At 70.8% G+C, this 21,569-nt stretch carries 17 protein-coding genes; 8 read left to right on the top strand and 9 right to left on the bottom strand.

The features are described from left to right. Positions 1 to 116: 116 nt before the first annotated feature. From H4W31_RS19785 to H4W31_RS19795, 3 genes are all read right to left on the bottom strand, one after another. Entirely contained in the window at positions 117 to 746 is a 630-nt protein-coding gene (locus H4W31_RS19785) for a VOC family protein (RefSeq protein ID WP_192768022.1), read from the bottom strand. Positions 747 to 1,036: 290 nt separating this feature from the next. Next, a complete protein-coding gene (locus tag H4W31_RS19790) occupies positions 1,037 to 2,338 on the bottom strand; it encodes a hypothetical protein (protein ID WP_192768023.1) in 1,302 nt (433 codons plus the stop codon). Between the two features lie 10 nt (positions 2,339 to 2,348). Next, entirely contained in the window at positions 2,349 to 2,861 is a 513-nt protein-coding gene (locus tag H4W31_RS19795) for a SigE family RNA polymerase sigma factor (protein ID WP_192768024.1), read from the bottom strand. A gap of 223 nt (positions 2,862 to 3,084) precedes the next feature. Here H4W31_RS19795 and H4W31_RS19800 point away from each other — a divergent pair, with 223 nt between their 5' ends. Next, positions 3,085 to 6,513, top strand: a complete 3,429-nt coding sequence (locus H4W31_RS19800; RefSeq protein WP_225945601.1) for a S8 family serine peptidase — start codon at positions 3,085 to 3,087, stop codon at positions 6,511 to 6,513. Between the two features lie 107 nt (positions 6,514 to 6,620). Here H4W31_RS19800 and rox read toward each other — a convergent pair whose 3' ends face one another. Next, entirely contained in the window at positions 6,621 to 8,102 is a 1,482-nt protein-coding gene (rox, locus tag H4W31_RS19805) for a rifampin monooxygenase (RefSeq protein ID WP_318783280.1), read from the bottom strand. Between the two features lie 451 nt (positions 8,103 to 8,553). Between rox and H4W31_RS19810 the strand changes: the two genes are divergently transcribed. Beyond that, complete coding sequence (locus H4W31_RS19810; protein WP_225946848.1) at positions 8,554 to 9,381, top strand: DUF72 domain-containing protein; 828 nt, start codon at positions 8,554 to 8,556, stop codon at positions 9,379 to 9,381. 49 nt (positions 9,382 to 9,430) lie between these two features. Here H4W31_RS19810 and H4W31_RS19815 read toward each other — a convergent pair whose 3' ends face one another. Then, positions 9,431 to 9,772, bottom strand: coding sequence for an MmcQ/YjbR family DNA-binding protein (locus H4W31_RS19815; protein ID WP_192768026.1), 342 nt, complete (start codon positions 9,770 to 9,772; stop codon positions 9,431 to 9,433). A gap of 387 nt (positions 9,773 to 10,159) precedes the next feature. Then, complete coding sequence (locus H4W31_RS19820) at positions 10,160 to 10,444, bottom strand: hypothetical protein (protein WP_192768027.1); 285 nt, start codon at positions 10,442 to 10,444, stop codon at positions 10,160 to 10,162. Positions 10,445 to 10,652: 208 nt separating this feature from the next. On the opposite strand from H4W31_RS19820, the gene H4W31_RS19825 reads away from it, so the two are divergent. Continuing rightward, positions 10,653 to 12,539: an alkaline phosphatase family protein gene (locus H4W31_RS19825; protein ID WP_192768028.1), complete on the top strand. Its 1,887-nt coding sequence runs from the start codon at positions 10,653 to 10,655 to the stop codon at positions 12,537 to 12,539. A gap of 25 nt (positions 12,540 to 12,564) precedes the next feature. On the opposite strand, the gene H4W31_RS19830 is transcribed toward H4W31_RS19825, so the two are convergent. After that, on the bottom strand, positions 12,565 to 13,602 hold the full coding sequence (locus tag H4W31_RS19830; RefSeq protein WP_225945602.1) for a hypothetical protein: 1,038 nt from the start codon (positions 13,600 to 13,602) through the stop codon (positions 12,565 to 12,567). A gap of 305 nt (positions 13,603 to 13,907) precedes the next feature. On the opposite strand from H4W31_RS19830, the gene H4W31_RS19835 reads away from it, so the two are divergent. Beyond that, positions 13,908 to 15,140, top strand: a complete 1,233-nt coding sequence (locus tag H4W31_RS19835) for a hypothetical protein (protein ID WP_192768029.1) — start codon at positions 13,908 to 13,910, stop codon at positions 15,138 to 15,140. A gap of 13 nt (positions 15,141 to 15,153) precedes the next feature. Further along, positions 15,154 to 15,846, top strand: a complete 693-nt coding sequence (locus H4W31_RS19840; protein WP_225945603.1) for a formylglycine-generating enzyme family protein — start codon at positions 15,154 to 15,156, stop codon at positions 15,844 to 15,846. A 46-nt stretch (positions 15,847 to 15,892) separates the two neighbouring features. Here H4W31_RS19840 and H4W31_RS19845 read toward each other — a convergent pair whose 3' ends face one another. Next, positions 15,893 to 16,708: a class I SAM-dependent methyltransferase gene (locus H4W31_RS19845; protein WP_192768030.1), complete on the bottom strand. Its 816-nt coding sequence runs from the start codon at positions 16,706 to 16,708 to the stop codon at positions 15,893 to 15,895. Positions 16,709 to 16,844: 136 nt separating this feature from the next. Then, complete coding sequence (locus tag H4W31_RS19850) at positions 16,845 to 17,891, bottom strand: LacI family DNA-binding transcriptional regulator (RefSeq protein ID WP_192768031.1); 1,047 nt, start codon at positions 17,889 to 17,891, stop codon at positions 16,845 to 16,847. A gap of 315 nt (positions 17,892 to 18,206) precedes the next feature. Between H4W31_RS19850 and H4W31_RS19855 the strand changes: the two genes are divergently transcribed. Genes H4W31_RS19855 through H4W31_RS19865 form a run of 3 tightly spaced genes read left to right on the top strand, consistent with a single transcriptional unit; the run spans position 18,207 to position 21,438 of the window. Then, positions 18,207 to 19,553, top strand: a complete 1,347-nt coding sequence (locus H4W31_RS19855) for an ABC transporter substrate-binding protein (RefSeq protein WP_192768032.1) — start codon at positions 18,207 to 18,209, stop codon at positions 19,551 to 19,553. Next, positions 19,550 to 20,524, top strand: a complete 975-nt coding sequence (locus H4W31_RS19860; RefSeq protein ID WP_192768033.1) for a carbohydrate ABC transporter permease — start codon at positions 19,550 to 19,552, stop codon at positions 20,522 to 20,524. The genes H4W31_RS19855 and H4W31_RS19860 overlap by 4 nt, the downstream gene beginning before the upstream one ends. Further along, a complete protein-coding gene (locus tag H4W31_RS19865) occupies positions 20,521 to 21,438 on the top strand; it encodes a carbohydrate ABC transporter permease (protein ID WP_318783281.1) in 918 nt (305 codons plus the stop codon). The genes H4W31_RS19860 and H4W31_RS19865 overlap by 4 nt, the downstream gene beginning before the upstream one ends. Positions 21,439 to 21,569: the final 131 nt, after the last annotated feature.

Below are 21,569 nucleotides of genomic sequence, written 5' to 3' on the forward strand. Positions count from 1 at the left end.
CCCGGGACTGTCATCCTCGAGACTGAGGCCGCGGACGTCGACCAGTTGTCACGATCGGGAACCGTGGATTCTCAGCCAGGGTGATTCGCGGCCGAGTGCCGCCCGCCCACCCCCGCTCACTGGGGCGGTTCCGTGCCCGTCTGCTCGCTCACCAGGTAGGCCGCGTACCAGTCGGGCCAGTTCGGGTCCGTCTCTCCGGTCCGCTTCTCGTGCTTGTCGTGGGCGTCCGCCGCGCGCCGGAGTGCGCTCGCCAGGTCACTCGCGGAGCCGTACGACGTCGGGCCGGCCTCGATGCGCCCGGGCAGTCGAGTCGTGATCTCCTGTAGCAGCCAGGTGTTGCCGTCCGGGTCGCGGAACGTGGCGCGCGAGAAGTAGCTGCGCCGCTCGGGATCTGGGCCGTCGACCGGGCCGTCCGGACCGAGGTGGAAGGTCTCGCCCACCTCGACACCGGCGGCGACCAGCGCCTTCCGGGCCGCCTGGACGTCGGAGACGATCAGGTACGAGTTTGCCGAACCGGGCGCCGCCGAGGTGAGGTCCGGGCCGAACTGCACGGAGCATCCGGAGCCGTGCGGGGTGTACTGGACCACGCCGGGCGGGGTCTGGTCGAGCCGCCACCCGAGGCGCCCGTAGAACTCCTTCGCCCGGTCGACGTCCGAGACGGGGACGACGACCACCTCGAGCTTCATGTCGACGTTCTCGACGCTCGTCGTACCACTCGCGTCACTTCGGGCATTCCCCGTGCTCATCGCAGCCTCCCTGGGCTGAATCAGGGCGTCAGGCGCTACCCGAAGGGCGCCGGTGACGCAGGGTCCCGGTCACCACGCTACTGCTCCAGCCGTACGGGACACCCCGTTCCCGACATCAGCCCACGATCGGAGCCGGCGGACGGCGGCCCTCGGTGCGTCCCGCCCGGCGGCCCGGCCCCGCACCGAGAGGGCCGAACCCGGCAGGGTCGGCCCTCTCCACGATCTTCCGGTCTCCGGTCGACGCACGCCTACCGCACCAGCCGGCTACCCCTTAGACCTGCCGGTACCCGTCACCTGCAGTGCCACACCACGGCCTGGATGGTGCCCGTCGCGTCGTCCGACTGTCCGCCGACGGTGCGTCCGTCGTCGCTCAACGTGTTCGGGAGGTCCGACAGCCCACCCCGCTTGGTCAGACCCGGCAGCAGCACCGTCGCGCCGTCGGCGAGCAGCACCGCACGCCCCTGCCGGTCCGTGCCGACCTGCCAGCCCTGCGCGTTCGGGACGCCCGCACCGATCCCCAACTCGGCGAAGACGCGCACCTCGCCGGTACGGACGTTCCAGCGGACCGCGCCCCTCCGGACCTCCTTCTCCCGACCTGCCGAGCGAGTGGGGTCCACGGCGGGGTTGCCTCCCATGGGACCGAGGCCGTTGCTGGCCACCCCGGTCGCCCAGCCGTTCCGGATGCTGAAGACCCGGGCGACCGTGGCCGGCCCACCGTCGAGGCTCGGCATCGCAAGCTCGCGGTGGGTGCCGTCCGGGAACCAGACGTAGGGCCGGGCGTTGTCGACGGTGCCGACAGTCGTGCCGTCGGTGTCGATGTCGATGGCGGTGGCCTGCGTCGTGCCGGTGGGCACCGGCAGCCGGATCGGCTGTGCGGTCGCCGACGGCCAGACCAGCGCGGCCTGCGCGGTGTCGTCGCCCACGATCGCGCCGGCGTCGTTGATGGCGTTCGCGGATCCCTGCGACACGCCTTTGAGCTGTGCCACCTTGCCGTCGTGGTAGACGTACGGGACCTGGCGGGCGTCCGTGTCGCCGCCGCCGAGGTAGCTCCAACCGACGGCGGTACCCGTCGAGTTGACGTCCCGCAGCGACTCCTCCAGGTCGCCGGGGAGCATCACCTTCTCGCCCCTGCCGTTGTGCCAGATCACCGCCTGGTAGCCGCCGCCCTTCGGGTACGAGCGCCCGACGAGGTACCGGCCGCCGGGGTCGGCGCCGGAGACCAGTGCCTTCGGCGCGTCGTCCGGTACGGGCAGCCGCTCCAGCCGGCAACTGCTGGGCGGGGTCGCCGCCGGGGCGCTCCAGCCCGGGGTACCCGGGATCGTGTACTCCGGCTTCGGCGCGGCATTGGCGGTGGCGGTGGCGGTACGCGGCGTACCGGTCGCCGCGGTGTGCGAGGGGGCGTCCTCGAACACCCCTGCGGCGAACGAGACACCGGCGACGGCGAGTGCGGTGACCGTCGCGACTCCCGCGTACCCGGCGCTGCGGAGGGCCCGGCGGCGGCGTCCACCGGCGATCGCGCGTTGGATGTCCACCGTGGACGGAGAGGGTGGCTCGTCGTCGAGTGATCGCAGCAGATCGAGTTCGGATGTCATTATCGGCTCCTCAGTTCGTGGCGGAGAAACCTGCGAACTCCCGCTCACCGAGCAGGCGTCGCAGCGTGGCCAGTCCACGGGAGGTCTGGCTCTTGACCGTGCCGGTCGAGCAGCCGAGTGTTCCGGCCACCTCCTCGACCGACAGGTCGTAGAAGAAGCGCAGCACCAGCACGGCCTGCTGCCGGCGGGGCACCCGACGGAGCGCCGCGCGGACGACGTGACGGTCCTCGAAGCCGTCGTCGGAGAGCGGTGGTGGCTCGGGTGCCTCCCGGAACAGCCGGACCCGCGCCCACGCCAGCCGCCGCCCGTCCAGGTACGTCCGCACCAGCATCGTGCGGACGTACGCGTCGAGATGGTCGGCGGCCTGCGCACGCCACCACTTCACGTACAGCGTGGTGATGGTCTGTTGGACCAGGTCGTCGGCGCGGTGCTCGTCGCCGGCCAGGAGGTACGCCAGCCGCCGCAGCGCGGGTATCCGCGCCGTGACGTAGTCGACGTACTCCTTCTCCGAGGCATCTCGCATCGCCCGTCCCTCCGTTGGGTCATCAACCCTCAGACGGGCACGGACGATCACCGGGTTGTCCGGTTCCGCGGATTGTTCGGGTGGGCCGGTCGGGCCCACCGGTGACCGGGTGGGGAGGGCCCGCCGCGTCGGTCGTGCCCGGGATTCGATCCGGAAGTCAGGCAACCCCGTGGACGGCCGACCCCATCTTAGGGGCGTGATCGTCGGAGCTGAATGGAGCGAGATGCGTAGACGCAGGCGTCAACTGCTGCTCGGGTTGTCCACCACCGCAGTGCTGCTGGCAGCGCTGGGGGTCCCCGGTGCGGGCGTCGCGGCGGAGGGTCGGAGCAACGCGACCGGTACGGCGACCGACGCCGTACCGTCGTTGCTTCCGGCCGGGCGGACGTACACGGTCACGCTGTTGACCGGGGACGTGGTGACCGTCCGGGGCGCGTCGTCGGGCTGCCCGGTGGTGAGCGTGCGCCCGGCGAGTCCGAGCGGCGTGCTGACCCGTAGCTGCGGCCCGGACGGGCACGTGCGGGTGGTGCCGGCCCGGGTCGCACCGCTGATCGACAAGGTGCTGGATCCGGCCCTGTTCGACGTGACCGCGTTGATCCTCGACGGCTACGACGACGCGCGTACGAAGGACCTGCCGCTGATCGTCCGTCCCGGCGGACAGGTACGCCAACTGACGGCCGATCCGCTCGTCGCCGGCCTGGTCGGGGCCCGCGCGCTGCCGAGCATCGAGGCGGTCTCGGGCCGCCGGTCGAAGGCGACGGGCGCGGATCTGGTCCGGTCGTTGTCGGCCCGGTCGGCCACGGCGCGCTCGTCGGGCCCGTCGCGCAAGGTGTGGCTGGACCGGCGGGTCCGGGCCAGCCACGGGTCGGGAAGCACCACCGACCGGTTGGACCGCAACCTGCACCAGGTCGCCGCGCCGCAGGCGTGGGATGCCGGGTACACCGGTGCCGGCGCGCGGGTCGCGGTGCTGGACAGCGGCGTGGACGCCACCCATCCGGACCTCACCGGCCAGATCGCGGAGAAGATGGACTTCACGGTCGACGGGGGTGACGCGGCCGACCGTCTCGGCCACGGCACCCACGTGGCGGCCACGATCGCGGGCACCGGTGCGGCCTCGGGCGGCTCCCGCAAGGGCGTGGCACCGGGCGCGCGGCTCGTCGTCGGCAAGGTCCTCGACGACAACGGCGAGGGCACCGACTCGCAGGTGATCGCCGGGATGGAGTGGGCCGCCAGCCGCGCCACCGTGGTGAACATGAGCCTCGGCGGCGAGGCGGCCAGCGACGGTACCGACCCGCTCGCCCTCGCGCTCGACGCGCTGTCCCAGCGGACCGGCGCGCTGTTCGTGGTCGCGGCCGGCAACGCCGGGCCGGTCGACGGTACGGTGTCCAGCCCGGGCGCCGCCGCGAGCGCACTCACCGTCGGCGCGGTGGACGGCGACGACGTACTCGCCGAGTTCTCCAGCCGTGGGCCACTGGTCGGCACCCGCGCCGCGAAGCCCGAACTGGTCGCGCCGGGCGTGGACATCGTCGCGGCGCGCGCGGCCGGCACCACCCTGGGCCGGCCGGTCGACGCCCGCTACACGGCGGCCTCCGGCACGTCGATGGCGACCCCGCACGTTGCCGGCGCGGCCGCCGTGCTGGCCCAGCGCCACCCCGACTGGCGGGCCGGGCAGCTCAAGGCCGCGCTGGTCGGCGCGGCCGATCCGGTCAGCGGCGGTGACGTGTACGCGGGCGGTGTCGGACGGCTCCAGGCGGCCCGGGCCCTGTCCGGTGTGGTCGGCACCCAGCCGGTGGTGCATCTCGGCACCTGGGCGTACCCGCAGTCCGGCATGGCGGAGGCGAAGCTGGGCTGGGTCAACACCGGCACCGGTCCGAAGGTGGTCACCCTCGACGTGGCGGTGACCGACCGTCACGGCGTCGCCGCGCCGGCCGGTACCGCGTCCCTCTCGACCGGTCGGGTGCCGCTCGCCGCGGGTGCCGGCGGCGGTGTCACGCTGCGCGTCGACCGTACGGCGGTCGCGGCCCGTCCCGGTTTCTACACGGCCACGGTCGCGGCGCGCGTCGACGGTCGGGTGGCATCGCGTACGCCGGTGACGTTCTACGTGGAGCCGCCCAGCTTCGACCTGACCGTCGAAACGACCGCGATTCCGGGTACCCCGGCCGGGGCGAGCGCGATGGTCATGATCCAGGTGGTCAACCTCGACGACCCGGCCTGGTACGTCGGTGCCGATTCCGGCGATCCCGGCGACACGCTGACGTTCCGGGTGCCCGCCGGCCGGTACAGCGTGATGGCCTCGGCCATGTCCTGGGTTGAGGGCGACGAACGGGCGGCGATGGCCGGCGATCCGGACCTGGAGGTGGTGGGCGACACGTCGGTGAAGGTCGACCTGTCCCAGGCCAGGCGGCTGGCGGCCAGCGTCGACGGGGTCGCCACGGAGGCCGAGTCGGTCGGCCTCAACTATCTGCAGACGGCGCGGCGCGGCGACTTTGCCTGGACCGACTTCGCTTTCGCCTGGGGTGCGGCGGCCAGGGACTGGAACGTCTTCGTGGCACCGAACAGCGGAGTCGGCGTCGGAACGTTCCGGACGTACGCCGCGTTCGGCCTGGACGCGCCGGGGAGCGGGCAGAGTCCGTACCTCTACGACCTCATCCATCCGTTCGGCAACGGCATTCCGGACGACCCGACGTACCGGGTGACCGCCGCCGCGCACGCCGCTCTCGCCCGGATCGACCAGCGCTTCAACACGCTCGACATGCCGAACTCCGACACCGGGCACAAGCGGTACGGGTTCAGCCCGGAGGGAGCGTTCATCGCCGAGACCGATACCGAAGGGCTCTCCGGCGACCGCACCGACTACGTGTCGTCCGGCTTCGCCTGGCTGGACGAGGCGTTCTGGAACGGGATCGTCACCCAGGAGGGACTGGCCCGGTACGCGCCCGGCAGCCGGCAGGCCAAGGTGTGGATACGACAGCCGCTGCGCTCGGACTGGTACGACCACCCGGCCGGCTCGCCGAGCGGATGCGCGCCCCTCGCACCGACCCGTACGAGTGGCAACCTGCACGTCGAACTCGTCACGTTGACCGATCAGCACCAGCGGTTCGACTGCCTCGCCGACGGCTTCGACCTTGACATCCCGCGCACGCTCACCCTTGCCCGCGACGGGCGGACCGTGGGCCGGGTCGACGGCTCGATTGCCGACTTCACCGTTCCATCGCAGGCCGCCGACTACCGGCTGACCTACGACATCGACACCAGCGCCGTGCTGCCGGTGTCGACCCGGGTCACGACCTCCTGGACCTTCCGGTCGACCGGCCCCTCCGGCACCGGCAGGGTCCCCCTGCCGCTGTTGTCGGTGGACTACGCCCTACCGCTGGACGCGGCGAACCACCCCACCGCCGACGGCACGGCGACCTTCACGGTGCACCAGGCACACGGCGTCCGGGCACAGGTGATCAACTCCTTCAACCTGTCCGCATCCCTCGACAGCGGTGCGACCTGGCAGCCGGTCCGGGTCGACCGCTCCGTCGACGGCACGTACCGGGCCCAGCTACCCCGACCCACGACGGGTCAGGCGGTCTCGCTGCGGGTGGCGGCCCACGGCAACGCCGGTAGCGGCATCGAGCAGACGATCATCGACGCGTACCGGGCCGGATAGCCCTCGGGTACGGGCCGGGGAGGCTCGGTGCCGGATATCCGGTACCGAGCCTCCCCGGCGTTCCGATCTTCGGCCCCTCGCATTCGTTCTCGGTTGCTCGGGCGGAGTCAGTTGGCCGGCTTGCCGAACCAGCGGAAGAGGTGGTCGTCCAGGTCCTGCTGATCGTCGCCGATCCAGGCGACGTGGCCGTCGGGGCGTAGCAGGACGCCCGGAACATCCAGTACCGCGGTGGGATCCCCGAGGTAGTCGACCCGGTCCGACCAGCCGCCGACGGTCAGGCGTTCGGTGCGGTCCAGCAGCAGGCCGCGGCCGCGATGCAGCAGATCGTAGAGCTGGCCCTGCTTCACGTCGATGTCGCGCAGGCGGCGGCCGAGCAGGTCGGGGCCGGTACCGAAGTCGTAGCGGATGCCGATCGCGGTGATCTTCTCGATCAGGTGGCGGTTCACCTCGTCGAAGTCCATCAGTTCGGTGAGCAGCCTGCGTACGGCCTGCGGGCCCGGTTCGGTGGACGACAGTTCGATCTGGGCGCGGGTGTTGTCCAGCACGTCCTCGGCGACCGGACGACGCTCGGCCTGGTAGGTGTCCAGCAGTGTTTCCGGCGCCCAGCCGTGGACCTGTGCGGCCAGTTTCCAGCCGAGGTTGAACGCGTCCTGAACGCCCAGGTTGAGGCCCTGCCCGCCGGCGGGTGGATGGATGTGTGCCGCATCGCCGGCCAGCAGCACCCGGCCGACCCGATAACGTTCGGCCAGCCGGGTGGCATCCCCGAAGCGGGACAACCAGCGCGGGGAGTGCACGCCGAAATCGGTTCCGGCGATGGTGCGCAACTCCTGTTTGAAATCCTCGAGGGTGGGCGGTTCCGCACGATCGCTGACTCCCGCGGCGGGGACTACGACGCGATAGACCCCCACGCCTGCGGGCCCGAGGCTGAATCGCCGGTCGGTCCCGCGGATTCCGGCCATCCTGGCGGCGATCTCCTCCTGCGGCACACCCACTTCCATCTCGCCCATCAGCGTCTCGGTCCGCGAGGGCTCGCCGGGGAAGCCGACGCCGAGCAGTTTGCGCACCGTACTGCGCCCGCCGTCACAGCCGACGAGATAGCGCGAACGCAGCCGTTCCCCGTCGGCCAGCTCGACGGTCACACCGTCGTCGTCCTGCGCGAGACCGGCCACCGGACAACCGCGCCGGACCTGCGCACCCAGTTCGATCGCATGTTCTTCGAGCAGGTGGACGATGACCGGCTGCGGGATGCCCAGCAGATAGGCGTGCGCGGAATCCAGGCCCGCGGGCGCGGGTTTGTCGATGGCGGCGAAGAAGCCAGCGGCCGGACGCTGTCTGCCGCGTTCGCGAATGGGCTCCAGCAGCCCGCGCATCGCCATCAGCTCGATACTGCGAATATGCAGACCGACTATCCGGACGAACGACACGGGCTCGGTCTCCTTCTCCAGGACGAGTACCCGCACGTCGTGCAGCCGCAGTTCGGCGGCCAGCATCGCACCGGTCGGCCCGCACCCGGCGATGATCACGTCGAACCGAAGGGCCGCGCGATCGGTGCCGGAGGCCGGCGATGGGAGTCCGGGGACGTCGCTCACGGTGGAGTCGCGCTGGACCGTACCGGTCGACGACAGCTCGGCGGTGAACCGCAGAGGATGCATAGGTGATGCCTTTCGGGAGGGCCTTTGGTGAGGCGCTCCCGGCGACACCTACGTCAATCGCCCGACCATGACGGTAAGGGGGAGCACCCACATCGATACAGCGTTCATGGGTCTCACCTCCTCGGGCGTTGTCACGGTCAGCCGCAAGCTACAAGCCCGATCACCATCCCGTCCAGTCCTTTATCAGCTACCTGATCACGACTCCGAACGGGCCCGGGCGGCGGTGATGCTGATCGGCGCCCGGCCCGGTAGGACTCCACCGGGTCGGCCGCCGGTAGGTCGTACATACAATGCGGCCGGCGCCTCGGGAGGTGGACCCGGGGCAGCCGTCCGGGGGCGGATCAGCTGTGGGAGGGGCCGGGTCATGCGTCTTCACGTGGGCTGCGCGATGTGGACTCACAAGTCGTGGCAGGGACGCCTGCTGGCCCATCCACTTCCACCCACCGAGCGCCTGCGGCACTACGCGAGCTGGTGCAACGCGGTCGAGGGGAACACGACGTTCTACGCCACCCCGGCCCGGGACACCGTGGCCTCGTGGGCGCGACAGACCGACCCCGACTTCCGGTTCGTGGTCAAGCTTCCGAAGGTCATCACGCACGAACGCCGTCTCACCGACGTCGACGAGGTGCTCCGCGTCTTCCTGGACGCGATCGAGCCACTCGGCCCGCGGCTCCAGGCCCTCTGGGTGCAGTTGCCGGGATCGTTCGCCCCCTCCGACGTCTCCGTACTGGCTCACTTTCTGCGCCGGCTCCCCGGGACCCACCGGTACGCCGTGGAGGTCCGTCATCCCGGATTCTTCGACGACCCGCGCTCGACCCGGCTGCTCGAAGGAGTTCTCACCGACGCGGCCGCCGAATGGATTCCATTCGACACCACCGCCTTCTTCCAGAGCCCGCCGACCAGTGACGCGGAACGGGACGCGTGGACCAAGAAGCCGCGCATGCCGCTGCGATCGTGCGGGTTGACCGACCGGCCGATCGTCCGCTACCTCGGCCGTGACGATCCCGCGCGGACGGTCGAGGGCTGGCAGCACTGGGTCGACGTCGTCACCGGGTGGCTGCGCGAGGGCCGCTCACCGACGATGTTCATCCACACCCCGGACAACGCCGACGCCCCCACGCTCGCCCGACGCTTCCACGACGAGGTCCGGGCGCGGGTTCCCGAACTCGACGTACTGCCCCAGCCGATCCCGGCCGAGCCACTGACCCTCTTCTGACCCGGCGAGCCACGCCCCGCGCCGGCCAGCGGAGGTCCGCCCGCGCCGGTCAGGTTAGGGGGTGTTCGTCGACGAGTCGTTCGGGCGCGGTGAGTTGCCAGGCCTCGTAGAGCAGTTCGGTGAGTTCGTCGGCGTCGATCCCGGGCAGGTGGACGACCACCCAGCCGAACCCGCCGGAGGTGAACTGCACCTCGAAGACGTCCGGCCGCTCGGCGACCAGGGCGGCCTGCTCGGAGAGCGTCTGCTTCAGGCCGACGGTCTGCGTACGCGGCCAGTGGTAGCCGAACTTCTTGCCGCCCACGCTGAAGGACGTGTAGTCCCGCGCCTGGCCGCGTTCGACCTCGGCGAGCCGGTCGACCATCCGTAGGAACTGCGCACTCGGTACACCCACGCCGACCATTCTCGGGTACCGCCCGCGCGGGCCGGCACCGGCCGCCACCGTTCCGGTTGCCGGCGATCCAGCCAGTGGGACGGTTCCGGTACGGCAGGCCTCACTCCGCGCCGCCCCGGGGGCCGACCGGACCGGTTGCCGCCCGCCGGACCGGCCGCGCCGTCGAGCGGTGTCCGGCGTCGGTGTTTAGCGTCCCGAGCCGAGGGGAGACAGGCTTCCCGGCCGGCACCGGCAGGGTGGTGACCGCTGTCCCGGCCACCGGCCCCGCCCGTTCCCGCCGGCCGACGAGCCGTCGCCGGTGTCGACGCAGTCGGGGACAACCGCCGGACGAGGAGGAGTCGAGATGGCCGACGCACGACGGGCAGGTCCGATCCGGTCCACCAAGAGTCAGCCGAGCCGCCGCGCGGACGGCCGAGGAGGCAGCACCCGTACGGCCACGAGGCCGGCCGCCGCCCGCAAGGTCACCGGCGCGAAGAAGGCGCCCGGCAAGGGCACCGCCGCGGCGAAGAAGGTCGCCACCGCCACCCGGCGGGCCACCGGGGCGACCGCGGCGAAGACCCCGAGGAAGCGGGCGACCACCACCGCGAAGGCGGCGAAGAAGGCCACCCCGGCGAAGCGGACCGCGCCGTCGAAACGGGTGACGGCGAAGAAGGCGACGGCGAGGGAGGCCACGACGGCGAAGGCGGCCCGCAAGAGTACGGCGACAACGGCACCGGCCCGGAGGACGACCCGAGCGGCGTGAGCGCCACCGGCCGATCGCGCGAAGACGGATGTGGTGATTGAACCGAAGACGCCGGAAAACCGTTCTAGATCATGGGCGGTCCTGGTACGACCCCGGCCCGCCACGCCACCAGCGGCCTCGTACGAGGGGATCTTCGGGTTGTCACTCTTCACGCGCTTCCGTCAGCTGCCGACTCGGGAACGGACCACGGCGAAGGACGACGCGGCGAAGGCCGATCGCCAGCAGAACATCCCGGACGGCGATCCGACCGGCGGCCCAGGGCACGATGGCCCTGGGGACGGCGATGCGACCGGCGGCGGTGCCGGCGACGCCGGGGACGGCGCCGAGATCCACCGCGACGCCGGGGCGGCAGGTGATGGGGACGTCCCCCGCAGCGGGCGGCGTCGGGTCGCCGCGCGGGTGACCACCGGGCTGGCCGCCCTGCTCGTGCTGCTCGCCCTCCTCGCACCGAACAACCTCGACGATCTCACGCTCGGCAGCCTCGTCCGGGTACCGGTGGAGGCACTGCTCGGCCTCGCCCTCGTGCTGGTCCTGCCGCCGAGGCCGAGACGGGTGGCGGCGGTACTCGGCGGCGCGGTGATCGGCCTGCTGGGCATCCTGAAGATCATCGACATGGGCTTCTACGCGGTCCTCGCCCGCCAGTTCGACCTGGTACTGGACTGGATCCTGATCGACGACGCGATGGCGTTCCTCACGGACTCGGTCGGCCGGGTCGGTGCGATCGGCGCCGCGATCGGGGTGGTGCTGCTCGTCGTCGCGGTGCTCACCCTCATGACGATGTCGGTGCTGCGCCTGACCCGCCTCGTGGTCCGGCACCGGACCGGAACGGCCCGCGGCGTCGCCGTGCTCGGGGCCGCCTGGGTCGCCTGCGCCCTGCTCGGCGTGCAGATCGTCCCCGGCGTTCCGGTGGCCGCGAAGAACACCGCGGGGCTCGCCTACGGGCGGGCGCACCAGGCCCGCGCGGCCCTGCGGGATCAGCAGGACTACGCCAGGGAGGCCGCCGTCGACGCCTTCCGCGACGTACCCGGTGACCAGTTGCTCACCGCGCTGCGCGGTAAGGACGTCCTCCTCGTCTTCGTCGAGAGCTACGGACGCGACGCGGTGGAGAGCCCGAAGTTCGCGCCGCAGATCGGTCCGGTGCTCGACGCCGGGACCCGCCGGCTGGAGGCGGCCGGGTTCTCCTCGCGTAGCGCCTTCCTCACCTCGCCGACGACCAGCAGTGGCAGCTGGCTGGCCCACTCCACGCTGCTGTCCGGCCTGTGGATCGACAATCAGCAGCGGTACCGCAGCGTCGTGTCGAGTGACCGGCTGACTCTCACCGGCGCCTTCCGCCGGGCCGACTGGCGGACGGTCGGCATCATGCCGGGTGTCACCCGGGCCTGGCCGGAGGGGGCGCTGTACGAGTACGACCAGATCTACGACGCCCACCAGCTCGGGTACAACGGGCCGAAGTTCAGCTGGGCCACCATGCCCGACCAGTTCGCCCTCTCCGCCTTCGAACGTCTGGAACACGGGAAGCCGAACTCGCCCCCGTTGATGGCCGGGATCACGCTGGTCTCCAGCCACGCGCCGTGGACGCCCATTCCCCGGTCCGTCGGCTGGGACGAACTCGGGGACGGATCGGTCTTCGAGGAAATGGCCCGGGAGGGACAACCGAAGAGCGCCCTGTGGCGCGATCGCGCCAAGGTACGCACCGAGTACGGACGCTCGATCGAGTACTCGCTGAACAGCACGATCTCCTACCTGGAGAAGTACGGCGACGACGACACCGTGCTCGTGCTCCTCGGCGACCACCAGCCGTCCCCGGTCGTCATCGGTGGCGGTGCCAGCCGGGACGTACCGATCTCGATCGTGGCGCGCGACCCGGCCGTACTCGACCGGATCGCCGGGTGGAGCTGGCAGGGCGGTCTGAAGCCCGGTCCGAAGGCCCCGGTCTGGCGGATGGACTCCTTCCGGGACCGCTTCCTGACCGCGTTCGGGCCGCCGGCCGGTACCACCCCTTCGGCGGTACCGGCCGGAAAATAGGCCGCCCGGTCCGGCTGTGCGCCGGTCAGTAGGTGATGAAGCCGTACAGGGCCAGATGGTTCGACCTGGTGCCGCTCACGGTGTGGCCGACGGCGGACGGCTGCACGCCGCCCCTGATGAAGAGGTAGTCGATCTTGCTGGAGCCGTTGGTCGCCTTCGTCCCGTAGCCGGTCATGCCGAAGCCGCCCAGCGTGCTGGCGGCGATGCCGGTCCGGTTCGCGTCGATCCCCACCACCCGGATCGTCGAGGCGTTCAGCAGGCTGGTGGCGTCGGCACCGAGGTTGATTCCGGTGTTGGCGATGCCCGTGGAGCCGTCACCCGCGCAGGCGTTCTGCCGGTTCTCCTGCGGCAGGTGCATGGTCGCGGCGAAAACGGTGGTACCGGTCTGCCGGATGGTGAACCTCGCCGCGATCGCGCTCGTACGCTTCCACTTGTGGTAGTCGGTGGTGTCCGGGTCGCTGTTCGGCGGCTTGTAGAGCGTGCACCCGGCGCCGTTGGCGTACGCCGTCCCCGGCTTCAGCCAGCCGGCACTCCAGTACTTCGAGATGTCACCGCTGGCGAGGCTGAGCGTCCTGGTGTTGTAGACGATCCCGTTGGTCTGCTTCTTCTTGAGGTCGCCGAGCGCCTGCGAGCTGCACTTGTGCGTGCTGCCCCACGGCTCCGGGTCGGCCCAGGCCACGATCGCCTGGTAGGTGCCGGCCGGGTAGCCGAACTTGGCCGAGAGCTGGTCGGCGTACGCCTGGGCCTGGCCGGTGCCGCGTACCTGCTGCACGATCAGGAGGTCGGGGGCGACCACGCCGGCGGTGCCCGTCCGGCCGGCGTCGTCGACGAGCATCGAGGTGAGGTGGTCCGGCCCGGAGACGCGGGTGCACGTTCCGTTGGCGTTGTTGACCACGAGGTTCTCGATGTTGTTGTTGTAGACCCGCAGGACCCGTTCCGCCGGCGCGGCCGCCGTGGCGGCGGGTACGCCGACCCGGGCCGAGGCGTGCGTCGTCGGGACGGCGGCGAGTGCGACGGCCAGCAGAAGTACGGCCGACTGTGCGGGGCGGGGTCGGAGAGCCAAGAGGATGCTCCTGTGCCTGGTTGCGTCGACGACTTCCGGCGTGACGCGGCGGTCGGGGATCGAACTCTATCGCGATCTTGTGCCGGCGGGCGCTGCCGTTCGTCGATGAGTCTGCGGCCCGTCGACATCGACGTTGACGACCGGAACGCCCTACGGGACCCTTCCCGATGGAGCGTCCGAACCACCGGTTGCGGCTGGCTGCCCACGCCGCGACTGCGCAATCCGCGACGGTTGCGCCGGGGCGCCGTCCGGGCGACCCGGCGCGCTTTGGGCCGGATCTGCGTTTTAGGGGTACGGGAGGACGGATGTCCGGAGGACGGCGCGGTCCGCTGCCGGTGCTGTGGCTCTACGGGCCGCCCGGGGTCGGTAAGACGACGGTCTCCTGGGAGCTGTTCAGTCAGCTCAGCCTGGCCGGGATCCCGACCGGCTACGTGGACATCGATCAGCTGGGCATGTGCTACGCCACTCCCACGTCCGACGAGTGGGCCCCGGAACCGGCGTCCGATCCGGGCCGTTACCGGATGAAGGCTCGTAACCTCGACGCCGTCGTGGCGAACTTCCAGGCCGCCGGTGCCCGGTGCCTCCTCGTGTCCGGCGTCGTCGACTCGGCGCGCGGGGTCGACGACGCCCTGATCCCGCATGCCGCGCTGACGCCGTGTCGGCTGTGGGCCGCGCCGGCCGCGCTGCGGCAGCGCATCGCCGGCCGTGGCCGGCCGAGTGACCAGGTCGACGAGGTGCTGCGGTACGCGGACGCGCTGGACCGCAACGGCCTGGCCGGCGTCCGGGTCGACACCACCGGACGCAGTGTCGCCGACGTCGTCCGGCTCGTCCGGGAGCGAACCGGCTGGCCCGACCTGGGCCGGCCGCCGGAGCCGCCGACCGACGACGGCGCCGAACCGGCCCGGCCGGGCAGCGGTACCGCGAACGGTCCGGGGCGGATCCTGTGGCTGTGCGGCCCGACCGCCGTCGGCAAGTCCACGGTGGGCTGGCAACTCTACGAGCGGCTCAGCCGCGCCGGCCTCCGGACCGCGTTCGTCGATCTCGACCAGATCGGCTTCTACCGTCCGGCCCCGGCCGGGGACCGTGACAACCACCGGCTTCGGGCCGGCAATCTCGCGGCTGTCTGGCAGACCTTCCGGGCCAGCGGCGCGCATCGCCTGATCGTCGTCGGCCCCGTCGACCGCGCCGAGACCGTACGGACCTACACCGGCGTGCTTCCCGCCGACACCCTCACGCTGTGCCGGCTGCACGCCGGGCCCGCCCAACTCACCGAACGGATCATGCTGCGCGTCGAGGGTCTCGTCTCGACCTGGGGACTGGCCGGTGACGACCTGCGGGGGCGGTCGGGCGCACTGCTGCGCCAGGTCGTCGACGACGCGACGGCGGACGCCGAGTCCCTGGAACGCACCGGAGTCGGTGACCTGCGCGTCGACACGGACGGCCGAGGGGTACCGGACATCGCCGAGGAGATCCTCCGCCGGGTCGGCTGGTCGGGTCCGGACGCTTCCCGGCCGGGTGTCCAGGGGGAGCGTCGGTAGGATCGGCCCGCCCATGGATGAGCGAGAAGAGCACGAGATGATCGCCGTACCGCCGGGGCAGGTGACGCTGTCGGACCGGCGTACCGAGCGCAGCTGGTCGGTAGCGCTCGGGGCGTACCAGATCGCGGCGTTTCCGATCACCCAGGCGCGGTACGCCCTGGTCACCGGCGAGCGGCCGAGCGTCGCGTACGGCGACCAGCTGCCCGTCGAGGGCGTCTCCTGGTGGGACGCGGTCCGGTTCTGCAACGCCCTGTCCCGGCGCGAGGGACTGACGCCCGCGTACCGCCTCGACGCCGACTCCGAGGTCGACGCCGACGTCGAGGAGGTGGAGTGGGACGCGGGCGCCGACGGGTACCGGCTGCCGACCGAGGCCGAGTGGGAGTACGCCTGTCGGGCCGGTACGACGGGCCCCAGGTACGGGCCGCTCGACGAGATCGCCTGGCATCGGAGCAACTCGGACGAGCGGGTGCACGCCGTGGGCGGCAAGCGGCCCAACCCGTGGGGCCTGTACGACACACTCGGCAACGTGTGGGAATGGTGCTGGGACGTCTACGACGCCGAGGTGTACGGCACCTACCGGGTGTTCCGTGGCGGCGGCTGGTGTGACGAGCACTGGAGCTGTCGGGCCTCGGTACGCCGCCGCAGTTTCCCCACCTTCAAGATCGACGATCTGGGCTTCCGCGTCGCGCGTACCGTCCTGCGCTGATGGACCGGGTGCTCGTCGGGACCGGCGGTTGAGCACCGGGCGAAGATCAGGCCGCCCGCGTCGCGACCACCTCGAGGTAGGCGGACGGGAGTCGTACCGTGCCGTCCGTCGCCACGTTCGACCGCCGTGCCAGCTCGACCAGGTCGGCGTGCAGCGGCTCGCCGTGCTCCTGGCCGAGCGCCTCGAACGCCTTCAGCGTCGGCCCGTAGTTCTCCCGGAAGAAGTCGGCGAACTGTTCCGGGCTGGCGTGCCGGAAGACGAACTCCCGTCGGGTCGCCCGCAGGTCGGTCACGGTTGCCCCGAACAGTTCGGCCAGCCGCTGCCCGGTACCCCACTCGGCCGGCGGCCGTAGGCCCTTGGGCGGCGGCACGTGCCGGCCGACGGTGCGGAAGAGGTCGCCGATGAAACCGTCCGGGGTCCAGTTCGCCAGCGCGATCGTTCCGCCCGGTCGGCACACCCGGACCAGCTCCGCGGCCGCCTTCTCCTGGTCCGGCGCGAACATCACCCCGACACAGGACAGTACGGCGTCGAAGGTGCCGTCCGGGTACCCGATCTGCTCGGCGTCCCCCGCCACGAACTCGACCGGCAGTCCCTCGGCGGCGGCCCGGACGCGCCCCCGGGCCAGCAACTCGGGCACGTAGTCCAGGCCGGTCACCAGGCAGCCGCAGCGGGCCGCCGCGATCGCCGCGTTGCCGCTGCCCGTGGCGACGTCGAGCACCCGCGCGCCGGCCGGCAGGTCGGCGGCGGTCACCAGCAGTTCGGAGATCGGGTATATCCGCGCGGCCACCGCGTGGTAGTCGCCGCTGGCCCAGGTCTGCTGCTGTGTGGACTTGACGGCGCCCAGGTCGAGCATGGTGGTCATGGTCCCCCCTCGGTGGTGGTCTGCCGGTCACGCTAGGTGGCCGCCACCGCATCGCGAATCGGGAGAACTCCCTATCTTCAGCTGCCGGTATCCGACCTTGGCGCGACCGGTGGCACGAGGCCCGGGGCGGCCACGTTCAGGCGCGACGGCTGCCGGGGGCCGGGCCGACAGTGCTCTCCCGGACGACCAGCTTGTGCGGGGCCCGAAGTTCGAGGCCGGGCGGGGGAGTGCGGCTGCCGATCCGCAGCAGCAGCCGTTCGACCGCCGTGGTCGCGATCATCTCCTTGTCCGGCGAGATCGTGCTGACGGTCGGGTTCGAGTACGCGCCGTCCTCGATGTCGTCGTACCCGATCACGGCCACGTCCTCCGGCACCCGCAGGCCCCGCGAGACCAGCGTGTGTATCGCGCCCAGCGCCACGAGGTCGCTGTAGCAGAAGACCGCGTCCGGCGGGTCGGCCAGGTCGAGCAGGCGGGCCATCGCGCCGGCACCGTCCGGCCGGTTGAACCGGGGGGTCCGGATGATCAGGTCCTCGTCCACCGCCAGTCCCCGGCGTTCGTGTGCCTCGCGGAACCCCCGGGTCCGCAGCTGTGCCGCCTCGCCGGTCTCGTACGGCTGGTCGCCGATCGCGGCCACCCGGCTGCGGCCGAGGTCCAGCAGGTGTTCGGTGGCCTGTCGGGAGGCGGCGACGTCGTCGATCCCGACGTGGTCGAAGGTGCCGTCGCTGACCCGTTCGCCGAGGATGACCAGCGGCAGCGTCGGGTCACGGTCGGCCAGTGCGGCCTGGGACAGGCCGAGCGGGCTGAAGATCACCCCGTCGAACAGCAGCCGGCTGGAACCGTGGTTGACGAGCATCCGTTCGTGGTCGCGGTCGCCGTCGGTCTGGTCGATCAGCACGTTGTAGCCCTGCACCCGGGCCGCCCGGATGATGCCCTGGAGCAGTTCGGAGAAGTACGGGGTGTCCAGATAGGGCACCACCACGGCGATCTGGCCCGAGCGACCCTGCGCCAGGTTCCGGGCCAGTACGTTCGGCCGGTAGCCGAGTTGGTCGACGGCGCGCTGTACCCGCAGCCGGGTCCGTTCGGTGACGTTGGCGTAGCCGTTCACCACGTTGGAGACCGTACGGCTGGAGACGCCGGCGAGTTCCGCCACGTCGCGGAGCGTGACCTCTCGTCCTCGTCGCATCTGGTCCCCTCCGCTGACGTGCTGTTCTCCGGCTGAGGTTAGACCCCGACAAAGTTTCGGGAACGTTACCTCTTGCCGTCTATCGGGCGTCCGTGCATGCTGTTTGCAGCGCTGCAAAAGGTCTTGGCGAGACGGTACCAGCGCTCTTGCCGATTCCCCAGCACGGCCCCTGCGAGCCCCCCGCGGGCCACCTGCCTCGCGCGGGGCCGGAGTCCCTGCGATCTGACGGCCGGCCCATGGTGTTCGGAGCACCGCGGACCGGCCTACCTGAACACACATGCACGCGATGCGCTTCGAATCCCTGTGGGAGGACCAATGAATGTCAGGAAATTCATTGTAGAACGGAGAAGGCGCAGCCCCGCCGGAAGCATGGCGGTCGCGGTGCTCACCGCGCTGGCGCTGGTGGCGACAGGCTGCGGCTCGGACGACGCCGACGAGCAGCCCGACGGGCCAGTCAAGATCAAGGTCTGGGCCTGGTACCCCGCGTTCCAGCCGGTCGTCGACCTGTTCAACAAGACCCACACCGACGTCCAGATCGAGTGGACGAACGCCGGCACCGGCCAGGACCAGTACACCAAGCTCCAGACCGCGCTCAAGGCCGGCAAGGGCGCCCCGGACGTGGTGATGCTGGAGTTCCAGGAACTGCCGACCTTCCAGTTGACCAAGCACCTGGTCGACATGGGCAAGTACGGCGCCAACGACATCAAGGGCAACTACGTCGACTGGGCCTGGAAGCAGGTCACCAACGGCGACTCGGTCTACGCGATCCCGGTCGACGCCGGACCGATGGCGATGCTGTACCGGCAGGACGTCTTCGACAAGTACGGGCTGACCGTGCCGAAGACCTGGGCGGAGTTCAAGGAGCAGGGGCAGAAGTTGAAGGCCGCCTCGCCGACCAGTTTCATGACCGACTTCGGCGCCAACGACGGCGGCTTCATGACCGGGTTGATGTGGCAGGCCGGCGCCCGCCCGTTCGACTACACCGCCGCCGAGGCACCGAAGATCGGCGTCTCGCTGAACACCGAACCCGCGAAGAAGACGATGACGTACTGGGAGGACATGGTCGACAGCGGCCTGGCCGACACCACCGCCTTCGGTACGACGGACTTCTACAGTGGCCTGGCCAGCGGCAAGTACGCGACCTACCTGGCCGCCGGCTGGGGCCCGGGTTACCTGCAGAGCGTGGCCAAGACGACCTCGGGCAAGTGGCGGGCGGCGCCGCTACCGCAGTGGACCGCCGGCGAGAACGCGCAGGGCGACTGGGGTGGTTCGTCGTTCGCGGTGACCGACCAGTCCAAGTACCCGAAGCAGGCGACCCAGGTGGCGATGGAGATCTTCGGCGCCAACAAGGACGCCTGGAAGATCGGCATCGACCAGGCGTTCCTCTTCCCGACCGCGACGCCGATCCTGGAATGGGACTACTTCCTGGGCAAGAACTACGAGTTCTTCGGTGGGCAGAAGGTCAACGAGGTCTTCGTGCCGGCGTACAACGGCATCGGCGAGTTCGAGTGGAGCCCGTTCAACAGCTACTACTTCAACCAGTTGACGACGGCGATGAACCAGGCGGTGTCGCAGAAGTCCTCCTGGCCGACCGCCCTGGACACGGCGCAGAAGAACATCTCGACGTACGCCACGCAGCAGGGCTTCACGGTCGCGCAATGACCGATCCCGACCGTTCCACCACTACGACGCGGGAGGAGCCGCCCGGTCCCGGTGACCAGGACCGGGCGGCCGACACCCCGCAACGGCGGGCGGGGGCGGCACGGCGCCGCCCCCGGGTGGGCCGGCAGGCGCTGGCCGGCTGGCTGTTCGTCACGCCGTTCGCCGTACTGCTCGTGGTGTTCCTGCTGCTGCCGATGGCGTACTCGTTCAAGATCAGCCTTTACCGCTCGACGCTGGTCGAGGGCGAGGTCTTCGCGTACCTCGACAACTACCGGCAGGCGCTCGGCGATCCCGAGTTCCGCCGGGGCGTCTGGCGGGTCATCGTGTTCGGCCTGGTCCAGACCCCGGTGATGATCGGGCTGGCCTGGCTCGCCGCGCTGCTGATCGACGAGGCCACGTCGCGGTTCTCCCGGCTGTTCCGGCTCGCGGCGTTCGTCCCGTACGCCGTGCCGGTGGTGATCGGAACCCTGATGTGGGGCTTCCTGTACAGCCCGAACACCGGCCCGCTCAGCGCGCTGACGGACCTGAACTTCCTCTCCGGCGGAACCGTGCTCTTCTCGCTCGGCAACATCGTGACCTGGCAGTGGGCCGGATACAACATGATCGTCCTCTACGCGGCCCTGCAGGGCGTGCCCCGGGAGATCTACGAGTCGGCCCGGATCGACGGTGCCGGTCCGGTGCAGATCGCGCTGCGGATCAAGACGCCGATGATCTCGGCGGCGATCGTCCTCGTCACGATCTTCACGATCATCGGCACGCTCCAGTTCTTCACCGAGCCGCTGATCCTGCAACCGCTGAATCCCGGTGCCATCACCAACAGCTACACCCCGAACGTGTACGCCTTCCATCAGGCGTTCTCGTTCCAGCAGTACAACTACTCGGCGGCGATCTCGTTCCTGCTGGGCCTGGTGGTCTTCGTCGGGTCGTACATCTTCCTGTTCGCCACCCGCCGAAGGAGTGCGCTGCGGTGACCACGGTGACCAACGACGGCGCCGGGGCCGGTCCCGAGGCGCACATCCGGGCCCCGCGCCGGGCGACCCGGTTCACCGGCGGCCGGATCGCCTCGCACGCGGTGATGGCGCTGATGACGGTGTACTTCCTGCTGCCGTTCTGGTGGCTGCTGGTCGCGGCGACCAAGGACAACGACGGCCTGTTCGGCTCGGCGCCACTCTGGTTCGCCGACGAGAACAACTTCTTCGACAACCTGTCCCTGCTGTTCAGCCAGGAGAACGGTGTCTACCTGAAGTGGCTCGGCAACTCGGCGCTCTACTCGGTGGTGAGCGGCGTCGGGGCGACCGCGATCGCGGCACTGGCCGGGTACGCCTTCGCCAAGCTGCGCTTCCCCGGCCGCAACGTGCTGTTCGCCGCGCTGCTCGGCCTGATCATGGTGCCGGCCACCGCGCTGGTGCTGCCGACGTACCTGCTGATGAGCGAGGTCGGGCTCACCGACACGATCTGGGCGGTGATCCTGCCCTCGCTGCTCAACCCGTTCGGGGTCTACCTGCTGCGGGTCTACGCCCACGACTCGGTGCCGGACGCGATGCTGGAGGCCGCCCGGATCGACGGCGCCGGCGAACTGCGGGTCTTCCGCAGCGTCGCGCTGCCGGCGATGCGTCCGGCGCTGGTCACGGTGCTGCTGTTCACGATGGTGGCGACCTGGAACAACTTCTTCCTGCCACTGGTCATGCTCAGCGACAACACGCTGTTCCCGCTCACCGTCGGGCTCCGCACCTGGTACATGTCGGCCACCATCGGCAACGGCGGACCGGCCCTGTTCAACGTCATCGTGGTCGGCGCGCTGGTGGCGATCGTGCCGTTGATCGTCGCGTTCCTGCTGCTACAGCGGTACTGGCGCGGCGGCCTGACCATCGGCGCACTCAAGTGACCCGGCTACCCAAGTGACCCGGCTACCCAGGTGACCCGACAATCCAGGTGACCCGACAATCCAGGTGACCCGACAATCCAGGTGACCCGGCCCTGCGCCACGGTCCCCGAAGCGACACCGCCCCGAAGGGA

The sequence above is a fragment of the Plantactinospora soyae genome (assembly GCF_014874095.1).
Lineage (GTDB): Bacteria > Actinomycetota > Actinomycetes > Mycobacteriales > Micromonosporaceae > Plantactinospora > Plantactinospora soyae.

What these genes read in the sequence shown, in the direction of transcription:
- H4W31_RS19840 (WP_225945603.1), top strand. Translation starts at nt 15,154, where the DNA reads ATGGATGAGCGAGAAGAGCACGAGATGATCGCCGTACCGCCGGGGCAG.
- H4W31_RS19835 (WP_192768029.1), top strand. Translation starts at nt 13,908, where the DNA reads ATGTCCGGAGGACGGCGCGGTCCGCTGCCGGTGCTGTGGCTCTACGGG.
- H4W31_RS19810 (WP_225946848.1), top strand. Translation starts at nt 8,554, where the DNA reads ATGTGGACTCACAAGTCGTGGCAGGGACGCCTGCTGGCCCATCCACTT.
- H4W31_RS19855 (WP_192768032.1), top strand. Translation starts at nt 18,207, where the DNA reads ATGAATGTCAGGAAATTCATTGTAGAACGGAGAAGGCGCAGCCCCGCC.
- H4W31_RS19800 (WP_225945601.1), top strand. Translation starts at nt 3,085, where the DNA reads ATGCGTAGACGCAGGCGTCAACTGCTGCTCGGGTTGTCCACCACCGCA.
- H4W31_RS19785 (WP_192768022.1), bottom strand. Translation starts at nt 746, where the DNA reads ATGAGCACGGGGAATGCCCGAAGTGACGCGAGTGGTACGACGAGCGTC.
- H4W31_RS19845 (WP_192768030.1), bottom strand. Translation starts at nt 16,708, where the DNA reads ATGACCACCATGCTCGACCTGGGCGCCGTCAAGTCCACACAGCAGCAG.
- H4W31_RS19790 (WP_192768023.1), bottom strand. Translation starts at nt 2,338, where the DNA reads ATGACATCCGAACTCGATCTGCTGCGATCACTCGACGACGAGCCACCC.
- H4W31_RS19860 (WP_192768033.1), top strand. Translation starts at nt 19,550, where the DNA reads ATGACCGATCCCGACCGTTCCACCACTACGACGCGGGAGGAGCCGCCC.
- H4W31_RS19850 (WP_192768031.1), bottom strand. Translation starts at nt 17,891, where the DNA reads ATGCGACGAGGACGAGAGGTCACGCTCCGCGACGTGGCGGAACTCGCC.
- H4W31_RS19795 (WP_192768024.1), bottom strand. Translation starts at nt 2,861, where the DNA reads ATGCGAGATGCCTCGGAGAAGGAGTACGTCGACTACGTCACGGCGCGG.